The organism is Pseudoalteromonas sp. BSi20495 (assembly GCF_000241185.1).
Taxonomy (GTDB): domain Bacteria; phylum Pseudomonadota; class Gammaproteobacteria; order Enterobacterales; family Alteromonadaceae; genus Pseudoalteromonas; species Pseudoalteromonas fuliginea.
In genome coordinates this window covers 1-12,556 of sequence record NZ_BADY01000024.1, presented here as the reverse complement: position 1 = coordinate 12,556, position 12,556 = coordinate 1, and the positions used below count along the sequence as shown (strand labels likewise).

Annotated in this window: 14 protein-coding genes; 10 read left to right on the top strand and 4 right to left on the bottom strand. The window is 40.3% G+C overall.

Going from position 1 to position 12,556, the window contains the following annotated elements; all coding sequences use genetic code 11:
- The first annotated feature begins 271 nt into the window (after positions 1–271).
- Together P20495_RS16615 and P20495_RS22390 are read left to right on the top strand one after the other, a co-directional pair.
- Complete coding sequence (locus tag P20495_RS16615; protein WP_008134296.1) at positions 272–505, top strand: hypothetical protein; 234 nt, start codon at positions 272–274, stop codon at positions 503–505.
- A 758-nt stretch (positions 506–1,263) separates the two neighbouring features.
- Positions 1,264–1,980, top strand: coding sequence for a site-specific integrase (locus P20495_RS22390; RefSeq protein WP_008134295.1), 717 nt, complete (start codon positions 1,264–1,266; stop codon positions 1,978–1,980).
- A gap of 312 nt (positions 1,981–2,292) precedes the next feature.
- On the opposite strand, the gene P20495_RS21900 is transcribed toward P20495_RS22390, so the two are convergent.
- Complete coding sequence (locus tag P20495_RS21900; RefSeq protein ID WP_158308534.1) at positions 2,293–2,622, bottom strand: AraC family ligand binding domain-containing protein; 330 nt, start codon at positions 2,620–2,622, stop codon at positions 2,293–2,295.
- Between the two features lie 336 nt (positions 2,623–2,958).
- Between P20495_RS21900 and P20495_RS16620 the strand changes: the two genes are divergently transcribed.
- Complete coding sequence (locus tag P20495_RS16620; RefSeq protein WP_008134293.1) at positions 2,959–3,522, top strand: NAD(P)H-dependent oxidoreductase; 564 nt, start codon at positions 2,959–2,961, stop codon at positions 3,520–3,522.
- 39 nt (positions 3,523–3,561) lie between these two features.
- On the opposite strand, the gene P20495_RS16625 is transcribed toward P20495_RS16620, so the two are convergent.
- On the bottom strand, positions 3,562–4,437 hold the full coding sequence (locus tag P20495_RS16625) for an AraC family transcriptional regulator (protein ID WP_158308533.1): 876 nt from the start codon (positions 4,435–4,437) through the stop codon (positions 3,562–3,564).
- A 167-nt stretch (positions 4,438–4,604) separates the two neighbouring features.
- On the opposite strand from P20495_RS16625, the gene P20495_RS16630 reads away from it, so the two are divergent.
- From P20495_RS16630 to P20495_RS21460, 3 genes are all read left to right on the top strand, one after another.
- Positions 4,605–5,870 (top strand): replication-associated recombination protein A, encoded by a 1,266-nt coding sequence (locus tag P20495_RS16630; protein ID WP_202945843.1) that lies wholly within the window; start codon positions 4,605–4,607, stop codon positions 5,868–5,870.
- 99 nt (positions 5,871–5,969) lie between these two features.
- The gene (locus P20495_RS20140; protein ID WP_033015104.1) at positions 5,970–6,323 is read left to right on the top strand and encodes an MmcQ/YjbR family DNA-binding protein; all 354 of its coding nucleotides are present in this window, start codon (positions 5,970–5,972) and stop codon (positions 6,321–6,323) included.
- Between the two features lie 69 nt (positions 6,324–6,392).
- The gene (locus tag P20495_RS21460) at positions 6,393–6,593 is read left to right on the top strand and encodes an EAL domain-containing protein (protein WP_277910881.1); all 201 of its coding nucleotides are present in this window, start codon (positions 6,393–6,395) and stop codon (positions 6,591–6,593) included.
- A 128-nt stretch (positions 6,594–6,721) separates the two neighbouring features.
- Here the strand turns inward: P20495_RS21460 and P20495_RS20135 are convergent, their stop codons facing one another.
- Complete coding sequence (locus P20495_RS20135; RefSeq protein WP_050548455.1) at positions 6,722–7,222, bottom strand: Lrp/AsnC family transcriptional regulator; 501 nt, start codon at positions 7,220–7,222, stop codon at positions 6,722–6,724.
- Between the two features lie 234 nt (positions 7,223–7,456).
- Between P20495_RS20135 and P20495_RS16635 the strand changes: the two genes are divergently transcribed.
- Positions 7,457–8,059: a LysE family translocator gene (locus P20495_RS16635; protein WP_008134287.1), complete on the top strand. Its 603-nt coding sequence runs from the start codon at positions 7,457–7,459 to the stop codon at positions 8,057–8,059.
- 99 nt (positions 8,060–8,158) lie between these two features.
- Here the strand turns inward: P20495_RS16635 and P20495_RS16640 are convergent, their stop codons facing one another.
- Positions 8,159–9,082 carry an AraC family transcriptional regulator gene (locus tag P20495_RS16640; protein ID WP_008134286.1) on the bottom strand — a complete coding sequence of 308 codons (924 nt, stop codon included), beginning with the start codon at positions 9,080–9,082 and terminating at the stop codon, positions 8,159–8,161.
- Between the two features lie 138 nt (positions 9,083–9,220).
- On the opposite strand from P20495_RS16640, the gene P20495_RS16645 reads away from it, so the two are divergent.
- From P20495_RS16645 to P20495_RS16655, 3 genes are all read left to right on the top strand, one after another.
- On the top strand, positions 9,221–9,979 hold the full coding sequence (locus P20495_RS16645; protein WP_008134284.1) for an SDR family NAD(P)-dependent oxidoreductase: 759 nt from the start codon (positions 9,221–9,223) through the stop codon (positions 9,977–9,979).
- A 49-nt stretch (positions 9,980–10,028) separates the two neighbouring features.
- On the top strand, positions 10,029–10,703 hold the full coding sequence (locus P20495_RS16650; RefSeq protein ID WP_008134283.1) for a glutathione S-transferase family protein: 675 nt from the start codon (positions 10,029–10,031) through the stop codon (positions 10,701–10,703).
- Between the two features lie 448 nt (positions 10,704–11,151).
- Positions 11,152–12,126 carry a transposase gene (locus tag P20495_RS16655; RefSeq protein ID WP_008134282.1) on the top strand — a complete coding sequence of 325 codons (975 nt, stop codon included), beginning with the start codon at positions 11,152–11,154 and terminating at the stop codon, positions 12,124–12,126.
- The last annotated feature ends 430 nt before the right edge of the window (positions 12,127–12,556 follow it).

The following is a 12,556-nucleotide window of genomic DNA, read 5'->3' as shown; positions in this document are numbered from 1 at the left end:
TGTGTGTTTTAATAATGTGGTTGCTTATCAAGCTAAATTTAGGTGTAATAAGGACATAATAAACGCTGAGCAATGCAGGGAAAGCTTAGATACGATATACACGTCAATGAAATTGGCTAGGTATCGGTTAGGCCATAAAAAGTAAATTCCCATAGCATAAACAATACCAACGCGAACACACCGAGCAGGTAGCGCCTCAGTCCAACAAGCGATTATGCAACACAAACTGCGTGTCGCATAAATACTAAAGTGTTAGGCATACAAGGATATTATGAGTAAATTTCTACCTTTGGCGTTATTAACAACCATTATATCAGGTTGTGCTATTTTTCCGCAGACTGAAACCGCATTAATTACTAATGGTAATAAAAGTGAGCCTATGTGTTTTTCTGAAAACAAAAATCTTGTTGAAACTCGTATTAAGGGTTACTTAGCGCAATGTTTTAAACCTGATTTTGTCTTTGTTTCAGGAACCACTGGCTTAGTCACATCTACATTACATTAAAACTAATCACATTTTTGATGAATCTTTAATTTGTTACTATAGTTTAATTTAACATGTAATTTACATTACCCATGCGTTGAGGGTGTTATGATTTCTATAGTGAAAGCAGATATTAATATGGGGTCACTACCCCATCTTTTGATGGAGAACTGATAAATATATCTAAAAACCAACAGATACGCTCAATTAAATATCAGCGCGAACACATTTCCGAGAAATTTTCGTTATTAACTAGTGGCACCCGTTTAAAAGAATGTCTAGAAGTAAATCTTTTTCTTGAATATAGATACAAAGGGAAATTTCTCCGGCCCAAAAAAGGAGGGCAAAAAAATTTTTTAGGCGGCGTAACAGTAAAAACAATCAAGAGTATTGCCAACTCATTAAAAATTTTTCTTAATTGGCTTGAAAACAGAGGAATTGATTGGAAAGACTTATATGCCGTATCAGAATCTGAAAAAGCGAAGGAATGGCTCCCATCATATCAGTTCCGGGCTCACTTAATTGACCGCGTTAAACGAAGTGAACTATCGCTCAATACGGCTAACCTTTATATCTCACATGTTCGTCAATTCTACGAATGGGCTTGGCAAACAAAACGTATTGAAAAACTGCCATTCAGATATAGCAACAAAGTAATCAAGAAAAAACATTCTAGCTCTGAGCATGATTTAATATTTACATCTTTTAATAATAATCGTGGCATTGTTGTTCAAACCAATGATTTAACTATCCCCAAAAAACATCAACAGAAGAAAATAATGTTAAATGATAGTTTATCTCCTTTTAGTCAAAAAGAACTATGGAGCTTCTACTCATCCGATTACATGCAATCTAAATCACGCAAATTGTGGGCTGATTTAGCTTTGTTGTGCGGTTTAAGGGCTTTTGAAGTTACTTTACTTAACGAATCTGAAATCGTTGATACGAACCTTGATGAAACCAAGGTATATGCTGTTGATATTATTGGTAAGTTCAACAAGCACAGGAAAATACTAGTTCCACGTTCCTTAATGACTCGCTTATGGGTTTATAAAAACTCTGGTGAACGCCTGAATCGTTCATCAAAATGGGATAACCATAATAGTTCGATTGATAAACCATTATTTATCAATCGTTCAGGCAAGCGCTTAAATGAAGGTTCAATCACCAATATAACTTCGATAGCAGCAAAAGAATTTTCAAGCAGTAAGGTAAGATTTACTCATTCATTTCACGATTTACGCGCTACTTTTGCAACATCATTGGCTCGTTTTTTATTAGAAAATGATTTACTACTTGGCTTTATCCAGTACAAGCTTATGTCGCTATTGGGTCATTCCAGCTTTTCAACTACGCAGAAGTACATCGACTTGGCGCGAACTGTTACTTACGATAAACGCATGCAATCTTGGGTATTAGACGTCTTTGGTGATCTAGAGCAAACATTGAGCTTTGAAGCAACAGAATTAGAAGTAGGTAACACTGTAAGCGTATAGCTAACGACACCTAGCTTTCATAATCAAACTCGAAATCTGCCTTCTTAACGGGCAGTCACGCGCTTGAAGATATATTATTACTTGCGAATGCAGGGTATTTTGACTTAGATTATTTTGAGCAAATATCTCAAGATGGCAGCTACTTTTTAGGCAGAGCGAATACAAACATCAACCCAATTGTCATATCAGTTTGTAGAGTAAGCAAGCGTATAGCTAACGACACCTAGCTTTATTTAATGTTCCAGGGTAGCAGCTCAAGGCTACTTGGCTGCTCAGCAATATGTTGTAAACAAGTTGCAATATAGTCATGCACTACAGGCTGTCTTGGGTAATTTGTGTAAACACGCTTACAGTTTCGTCGCTGTAGTGGCTAATACTCGGCAGTTGCTCTATGTCTATTTCAGATGAAACTGCGCGCTTCAAAGCCTCTGGTTGAAACAACATTACCCAGCCTTGCCAATCAGTGTCGCTGCCAAAACAATGTACCTGTTGTCCTGGTTTAACCACAATCAACGTACCTGCGGCTGCCTGCATCATCTTGAAATCCAGCCATTGCTGACTTTTGCCCTGAGTGACCCACACCAACATGTAGCAACCATAGCGATAACTAGTCTGCGTAATCTGTGCTGTACTACAACTCATTATCTCGCTAGAAGTATAAACTTCAATTGAACAAGGGTGCGGCAGAGCCTGACAGGCAGAAAAATTCAACTCTCGAATATCATGTCCCATATTTGCTATCACTTAGGCAGTTTTCTGCCTTGTTTATCTATTAATGTCCATATAATATCAAAACTATCAGAGGCGAACATAGAAAATATGTAGCTACCGAAGCTCTCTATATTTACGGAAAACTAGGCCAGCTTCACCTGTTTTGGCCCAAACCAAAGCTATGACTAAAAAACCAATAATGTGGAAATTTTCGAGTGTCTATAGCGAGTTAAAAATAATACCTCCCATTTAAAAAAAGGAACAATCATGAGCAATATTTTAATCGTATCAGGACACCCAGATTTAGACACCGAATCTTTTTCTAACAAATATATCATGCAACAACTGGGAAACCGTCTTCCGCAAGGAAGTATCCATTATCTACATCAGGCACACAAAAATTATGAATTTGACATTGCCGCCGAGCAGGAGCGCTTAAAAAAAGTAGACGTGATTGTGCTGCAATTTCCAATGTACTGGTACGGCTTGCCCGCATTGATGAAAAAATGGTTGGATGACGTGTTTGCGCACGGTTTTGCTTATGGTTCGACAGGCTCTCATTTGCAAGGAAAAAAGTTAATACTGTCGTTTACTTCAGGCGGACCGGAGGAAGATTACCGTTACGATGGCGAACAAGGCTACCCAGTTAATGATTTTCTGCCACCGTTTAAAAGCTTAGCGATGTATTGTGAAATGACATGGGGCGGTTATGTCTATAGCGGGGGGCTATTGTATCTTCCTAATTTAAGCGAAACTACAAAGTCAGAAATGCAGGAAGTAGTAGAAAATCATATAAAACGCTTGTTAAATCAATTGAATAACAAAGAGTAGAGTATTTTAATAACATTAAAGTACCTAAAAGCAGAACGGTTATAATCCGTTATGGTTTCTAAAAACAATAGGGCTCAGTTTGGTTTCACGTTTAAAAAACTTACAAAAATATGTCGTTGCGCTGAAACCGAGCTGTTCGGAAATTTCTGAAACATTAAGATCGCTGTAACAGAGCAGGCGTTTGGCTTCTAAAGTAATTCGCTTTGTAATCAGTGTTTTGGCTGTTTCGCCACTGTTCCCTAGACAAATTCGGGACAATGTCTTTTCACTGCACGCCATGCTCTGTGCATATCTAACTGGGCTATGCCATTGTTTAAAATGCTGTTCTAGACATTGCAGAAAACACAGAAAGCGTTGTCCTGATTTGTCTAGTATCGATAAGCTTTTTTGCTCCGTAACTAAGAGATTTAGTCTTGCAGCCAAAGCATGGAGCTGAAATCGAAGCAGCTCGGAAGAAAGTTCATTATAGAACCGCAAACTATCTTCATGTATTTGCTTTAAACTTATTTCAACCACGGTACTGTCTTTATTATTCAAAGAGCAGATTGCGGGAAGTGATGACAACGATTGAATCTGAGCATCCTGAATGAAGCCCTCAGGCCTTAGTAGTAGCATGTATCCATCCCATCCGCTGTGGCTTCCAAGACTATGAACTTGTCCTATTTTAACCGAAATAAGGCTTCCTCTATGGCAATCAACTGGCTCAAAATCAATCCACTGCCGACATTCACCTTCAGTGACAAGTATAATTAACGGGCATTCATACAAATAATGTCGTTGGAAACCAAGTTTACAGCTGCGAGATTGTAAATCTGAAACACGAACAACTTCCAGATCGTAGACATAATGTAACCCAGCTGGCTGAAATGTCACACAGCCAAGACTATCGTTTAACACAAGTTGATTATTGTCCAAAAAAAGCCTCATTCATGGCCATATAAAGCCTTTATATAAAATTCCTGTCCATATAGTATATGACCATTATCACTAGATACAATATCTCAATCCTATAACGAGGTTACATGCATCAGGGCACTCTTTTTCATCAGGATTCACAGCGAAACAGGCCATTAGCAATCCGGATGAGACCGGAGACCTTAGATGATTTTGTCGGTCAATCTCATTTATTGGGAAAGGGTAAAATATTGCGTGACATGATTGAGCTAGACTCAATTTCGTCAATGATATTTTGGGGCGCTCCGGGCATTGGAAAAACCACACTTGCTGAAATTATCGCAAAATCAACAAAAGCACGCATCATCAGCTTTAGTGCTGTTACAAGCGGCATAAAAGACATAAAAAAAATAATGGAAGAGGCTGAGCTAACTCGGCAGATTGGCCAAAAAACATTGGTCTTTGTTGATGAAATACACCGTTTTAATAAAGCACAACAGGATGCATTTCTGCCTTATGTTGAAAAAGGCAGCATTATTCTTATTGGTGCCACTACAGAAAACCCTTCTTTTGAAGTCAATGCGGCATTACTGTCCAGAGCAAAGGTATTCGTGCTTGAAAGCCTAAGCTCTTCAGACATTATGACTTTATTAACTCGCACTCTCACCTCTTCTCAAGGCTTGGCAGAATACGATGTAAAGTATGATGATGACACTTTATTAGCTATTGCTAACTTTGCGAATGGCGATGCGAGAACCGCATTAAATACATTAGAAATGGCCGTGATTAATGGTGATAAAATAGAAAACGGTGGTATTATTATTCGCCAAGAACATCTTTATGATTTGTTAAATCGTAAATCTATGCTCTATGATAAAAATGGTGAAGAACACTACAACATAGTTTCTGCTTTACATAAATCGATGCGTAATAGCGATGTTGATTCCGCTATATACTGGCTCGCAAGGATGCTGGAAGGAGGAGAAGACCCTGTGTACATTGCGCGGCGGTTGATTCGTTTTGCAAGCGAAGACATCGGTTTAGCCGATTGCAATGCTCTGAATCTGGCCGTTAATGTTTTCAAATCCTGTCAGATGCTGGGAATGCCAGAATGTGACGTTCATTTAACCCAAGCTGTGACTTACCTTTCTCTTGCACCCAAATCAAACGCCATTTATCAGGCTAGGGTAAAGGTAGTAAAAGACATCAAAAATGCGCCATGTGAACCTGTCCCTCTTCATCTGCGTAATGCTCCAACTAAGCTCATGAAAGAAATTGGTTTTGGTAAAGGGTATAAACTAGCTCATCATTACACGGATAAAACAACGACAATGCAGACTATGCCCAATGCATTATTAGGCCATCGTTACTACTTTCCGACAGACGAAGGTGATGAGACAGAAATCAATCAACGCCTTCAACGGTTGAACTATCTAAAGAATAACGATAATTAATGTCTTTGATTACAGGATAATTAAAGCGGAAAAATTCGCTCTTCAAGTAAACACACTAAAGCAGCTCTCAGTCATCATAAAAATATCAGGAAGGTTACAATGAAAAGAGAAACGTTATTTAAATATGCTCGGGAAAATTTTAATTCCGAGCCAGAGTACCTTTGGAAAAATCTGCCAAGCTATGCAGTATTACGTCATGATGATGGTAATAAGTGGTTCGCAATCCTCATGAATGTGCCTGGAACTAAACTTGGGCTTGAGACAGACGATGAAATCGACGTACTTGAGGTCAAGGGCAGACCAGAGTACATAGGGTCATTGCGTCAAAAAGAGGGGATTTTGCCTGCTTATCACATGAATAAAGAGCACTGGATCAGCATCCCACTTTCTGGCGCGTTATCTTGCAAGGAGATATACGAGTTTCTTATTGAAAGCCATGAGCTGACATCCTAAGGCAAAGCTATCGAAAACTTCGAGGGTCTCTGTATATAATTATCAGGCTAGAATACTTTTAAAAGTGAGATTGTTGCCGCGATAGTGGCAATGGCGAATAGTCTTAATTTACAAGTTATCGCTGAAGGAGTCGAAAAGCTTGCCCATTATAGTTACTTATTGGATTTAGGCTGCGATGTGATCCAAGCCTATTACTATTGCCGCCCGTTAACGCAGCGGCAATGGTTTGAATTTTATCAGCATCAAAATCAACCTACGGTGATATCGTAAGAAGTAAATTTACGAATGTTGGTATCAAGGTTTTAAATCCAGCCGAGTAATACGAGCTATTGATAATTTTATAGAAACATGCTTTTACTATTGAGCTGATAATTAGAGCTGTCGTTAGCACTTCAGTTCTAATCTAACAGTAGTGGGGTCGGTCCTCTTTCAAGGTGAGGGGTTAATACAATATAGCTGCGCGTTCCTGTAAAACCGTCAATTGAATGAATCACTTCCAATAGGGCTTCTAGTGACTGAGTATTTTGGGTTCTGACTTTTAGTAGCATAGCACTATCACCTGCTACGGTATGAATTTCCTCTACCTCGGAAAGCGACTTTAAAGAGAGTATTGAACGTGTTACAGCCCAGCTTGAGGTATCGATATGGATGAATGCTAGCAACGTTCGCCCGATTTTTGTGCTGTCCAGTTTAGCGACAGTGCCCATAATAACACCTTCTTTTTTAAGCCGTTTGACTCGCTCATGTACTGCCGGTGCAGAAAGGTGCAGTTGACTCCCAAGTTCCGTATAACTTAGTGAAGCGTCTTCCGAAAGTATGGCTAATAATATTCGGTCCTTGGCATCCAATTTCGGCTGTTTAATCAGTTTTTTTTGAACTACATTCGCATCTTTATTCATCTTAAGAAAACCTATTGATAAACTAATTTTATAAGTTAATTATGAGGATATTACTTATAAAATTAAAACAAAAGGTTATATGAAAAATTTTTATTTAGTTTTTCTTTTCATCCTCAGTGATGAGATAAACGGAATTAAAAGCTCTCAGTGCTTCAAATTAGCGGTTTTAGATGGAAGAATGCCCCAAATTTTTGGTGACGATAAGGAAAAAAAACGACAGCAGGATTGGATAAAATGAGTATCACAGCGCAGCAGTTAACTTCCTTTCTGGTACTAGCGATCGTTATTTCCGTCACCCCAGGACCTAACAATTTCATGGTCCTTTTTTCAAGTGTCCGTTTTGGTGCGTATAAAACACTTGCTCACATATCTGGCGCAAGTGTTGGAAGTGCACTCATGCTACTTTTAGTCGGTTTGGGATTACATGAAATCTTTACTATATTTCCTTATATTCAGGCAGTCATGAAATATAGTGGTGCGGCCTATATTCTTTATTTGTCTTCGAATATGTTGGGAAGCGCCAGTGATGCCAAGCAGTCTGTCACATCAAATCCTATGAGTTTTATCGAAGCTTCTTTTTTCCAGTTTATTAACCCGAAATCTTGGATTATGGCAAGCGTCGCTATATCTACTTGTCTGCCTAGTGTGTTTTTATTCGAGGATCTAGCGCTATATACCGTTCTTTTTGCTGTTGTGAGTTTTCCCTGTGTTGGCATCTGGGCCTGGTTTGGTGTAGTGATCAAACACTACCTTACGGATATGCTGTTAGTCAGGCGGTTCAATCAAATTTGTGCAGGCATAATGGCACTTTGTGCTTTGTCCATAATGCTGTTTTAACCCTTATAAGAAAGCATCAAAAACAGTCAGACAATGAAAGGGTTTTCTGTACAATGATATGACTAGCGTCGGCCAGCCATTCACCAAGCTGTTCACCTTTTACTTATTCACAGCGATCTCTTTGCGTATTTCTCGTACGTTACGTGCAGGGGGGGCACCGAATTGCCGCAAATATTCACGACTAAACTGCGATGCGCTCTCATAACCAACCACAAAGGCGACGTCAGAGGCACGATGCTCGCCAGCAAGTAAAAGCTGACGGGCTTCCTGCAATCTAAGTTGCTTCTGATACTGGATAGGACTGAAGCCTGTCATTGATAGAAAATGACGATGCAAACTGGCCCGACTCATGCCACTGATATCACACAAAGCCTCAATTTTTAGTCGAACATTATAATTATCTCTGATCCAAGCAACAGCCCTTCGGATGCTATTTAAGGCCCCGTCAGGCTGAGCGATCTGACGTAGCAAACGCCCTTGCGAACCTTGTAAGAGTCGATAAAGCAACTCTCTCTCAATCATAGGCGCAAGAACGGGAATATCATCAGGCGTATCGAGCAATGATAATAAGCGCAATAAAGTATCACGAAGCGGTGCATTCATTGGGTTTATCTCAACACCAATTCCTTTTTGTATGCCATCGCTAATCGGTGGCATAGTCGCTGCTAGTTCCGCCAATATAGCTGGATCCAGTACGAGGGATATAGCCACATAAGGCAATCCATCTTCTGTATCGAAGATCTGTCCTATCAAAGGCAAATCAAGTGCACTGATAAGATATTGCTCACTATCGTAGTTCAAAAGGTTGTCGTTAATCGCAACACGTTTTGAACCTTGCAAGATAAAGCAGATCATCGAGCGATACAGGCAAGGAGCCTTGTCTGTAGAACCTTGGCCCACAGTAATATCTACACGTGGAATCTGTGTAATAGTCAACCCCGATTGCGCATGGCGTAGGGTGATATCAAGGTGAGGTATCAATTCATTTTTCATCAATTGATTATAGCAACGATCCTCCACCATACAAGATAATTGAGACAATCAGGCAAAAAGTTGAGTTTATTCGGCGTGTTGTATTAGTCAAATATTATTTATCATGAAAAGGTCAAAAAGGCGTCGTAAGACGCATCGAATTTAAACCTTATATTAGAGAGAAAATTTATGATTAATCAAGTCGCACTTATTACTGGCGCTAGCCGTGGCCTTGGTCGCAACATGGCACTTAACCTAGCTAAACGTGGCATTCATATCATCGGCACTTATCGTAGCGGTGCAGCAGAAGCTGAGACGCTAAAACAAGAAATTGAAGCTCTAGGTGGTAAAGCAGAAATGCTGGCACTTGATGTCACTGACACATCAAGCTTCCCAGCATTCGCAGAGAACATAGCAAACACTCTAAAAAACCATTTTGGCCGTGAAAACTTTGATTTTCTTGTTAACAATGCTGGCAACGGTCTGTTCTCCAATTTCGCCGATGCGAGCGAAGAGCAATTCGAATCACTTGTCACTACGCATCTGCGCGGGCCTATCTTCCTGACCCAGAAGCTACTTCCTCTTATCCAAGACGGTGGACGCATTCTAAATGTTTCATCTGGCTTCGTGCGCTTTACTATGCCTGGCTACAGCCTTTACGCGTCAATGAAAGCGGCCGTTGAAGTACTAACTCGTTACTTGGCGGTCGAGCTTGGTGAACGACGTATCCGCGTGAACGCAATCGCTCCCGGCGCTATCGCCACTGACTTCGGCGGTGGTGCAGTACGTGATAACGATGATATTAACGCTTATGTAGCACAAGGTATTGCACTAGGACGCGTTGGTTTACCTGACGACATAGGCCAGGCTGTCGCGGCTATTTTATCTGATGACATGGCTTGGGCTAACGGAACGACCTTTGATATTTCTGGTGGTCAGCTGCTTTAAGCAGCTGTCTTCACTTTATTTTATCCTTACTATAATTAGAGAGAGTAAAATGACGGACGCTCAACTTACGCTTATCAGCCATCCATTATGCCCGTTCGTTCAGCGAGCGGCGATTGTGCTGATGGAAAAAAATGTCCCTTTTGAAAGGATCAACGTAGACCTTTCCGCCAAGCCTGATTGGTTCTTGGCACTGTCGCCATTAGGTAAAGTTCCATTACTGAAGATAAGCCAAACAGATAATTCTGAAGCGATTATCTTTGAAAGTATGGTGATTTGTGAATATCTCGAAGAATCTCAGAGTGGTGCTGATCTCTATCCAATTGATGCCCTAGCTAAAGCTCAGCAGCGTGGTTGGGTCGAGTTTGGCTCTTCAACACTCACTGAAGCTTGGCAATTCCTTAACGCTAAGGATAGTTTCATCGCTGATAGCAAGCAGACAGCATTTCGGAACAAGCTAAAGCAACTGGAAGCTGTGCTTACTGAAGGCCCTTATTTCAATGGCACTAGCTTCGGCATGGTCGATGCTGTATTTGCTCCCATCTTTCGCTATTTCGACCTACTTAATCCGACCGTGTCTCAGCCAATCTTCGAGAACCTACCTCGCGTCACAGCGTGGCGAGTAGCCCTAGCATCACGAGAGAGTGTTATAGCTGCAGTATCAGTAGACTACGCCGAGCAATTCCAGCAACACCTTGTTAAACAACAGGCACTACTAGCTGGCTGAGTCTTAATAGAAAATTAATTATCATTTATGTAAGGAAATCAATCTATGAACGCTATCACTGATCATAATGCTCGAAAAAGTTGACATTGCTACATCACTCACTAACCTTTCACCATCAAATGTAAACTCTTTATTGTGTGGCGTCTTAAATGCCTTAGGGCGTCCCGTAGTTCCATTAACAGCAGGGATTACAACCTTAGTTCACAGATCTCTTAATTTGATATCACATAGAGAAGCAACAACAGGAAATAAACTAGACACCCATCCTAAATTTTGCAGGAAATAAACTAGACACCCATCCTAAATTTTGCACTTTTCAAAACAGGAAATAAACTAGACACCCATCCTAAATTTTGCAGGAAATAAACTAGACACCCATCCTAAATTTTGCACTTTTCAAAATTAAAGGCTAGTTTTTAATTAGTACAAAAAACAAGCAGGGTGTCTTATGGCAATTGCAAGAAAACGACAAGTAAGTTTGGTTGATACAAAATACTACCACTGTATTTCGCGTTGCGTGCGCCGTGCATTTTTATGTGGCGAAGACCGTTTTACTGGTCAATCTTACGAGCATCGACGAGGGTGGGTTGAAGATAAGCTGCTTGAATTAGCGAAGGTATTTTGTATTGATGTATGTGCTTACGCTGTTATGAGTAATCACACCCACTTAGTACTGTATGTTGATGATAAAAAAGCGAATCGATTAAACGATAAAGCGATTATTATTCGCTGGCATAAACTCTGTAAAGGCACATTGCTAACGCAAAAATATGTACAAGGTGAAAAGCTAAGTAAAGTTGAACTCATCTTTTTCAATCAAACGGTTAAGCAATACCGAGAGCGCTTATCAAGTATCAGTTGGTTTATGCGGCTATTAAATGAAGACATTGCTCGCAGAGCAAATAAAGAAGATAACTGCACAGGGAGGTTCTGGGAGGGTAGATTCAAATCGCAAGCATTACTAGATGAAGCAGCCCTAGCGGCCTGCATGGCGTATGTCGACTTAAATCCCATTAGAGCTAAAATGGCTAACACTCCAGAGGATTCAGGCCATACCAGCATCAAACAGCGTTTGACGTATGCAAAGGATGGTAAACAACCAAAAAAACTACAGCGCTTTTCAGGCATGCTACGTCAAATAATGCCAAAAGGGCTGCCATTTGAGCTTAAATCGTACCTTGAACTTGTTGAATTAACAGGACGTTGTATACGAGAAAATAAGCGAGGGTATATTGAGAGTACACACTTGCCTTTGCTAGAAAGAGTGAATATATCTCCAGAAAACTGGTTAAAACTCACCACACAATTTACGCGTGTATTTCATGGCGCAGTGGGCAGGCCAGTCTCACAAGAAGGTTATTGTGAAAACTTAAACCGAAAGCGGCGAGCGAATATCAGTAACTGCGAAAAGCTACTGGCATAAAATTTAAACTACTCAGTAAAACTATTCAGTAAAAAATCACAACTGCACCATGCAGTCATTTTCATGCGTGCAATTTAGATTAAGAGCGCTAGTGACTTATTTGATGGATGAAATAAAAATAACCTGTCGATAAAAGATATATTATTAGCCTACAAATTAAATTTTATGGCAACATTTTGTTTGTTCAATTAGAGTGGCTGTCCAGTTTAGCTGATTGAGCTGCTCAATTAGAGTGGCTGTCCAGTTTAGCTGAGTTTAGCTGCGTAAGAGTGGCTGTCCGTTTAGCTGCGCGTTTAGCTGCGTAGCTGTCCAGTTTAGCTGATTGAGCTGCTCAATTAGAGTGGCTGTCCAGTTTAGCTGAGTTTAGCTGCGTAAGAGTGGCTGTCCGTTTAGCTGCGTATTTCATGGCGCAGTAGGCAGGCCAGCCTCA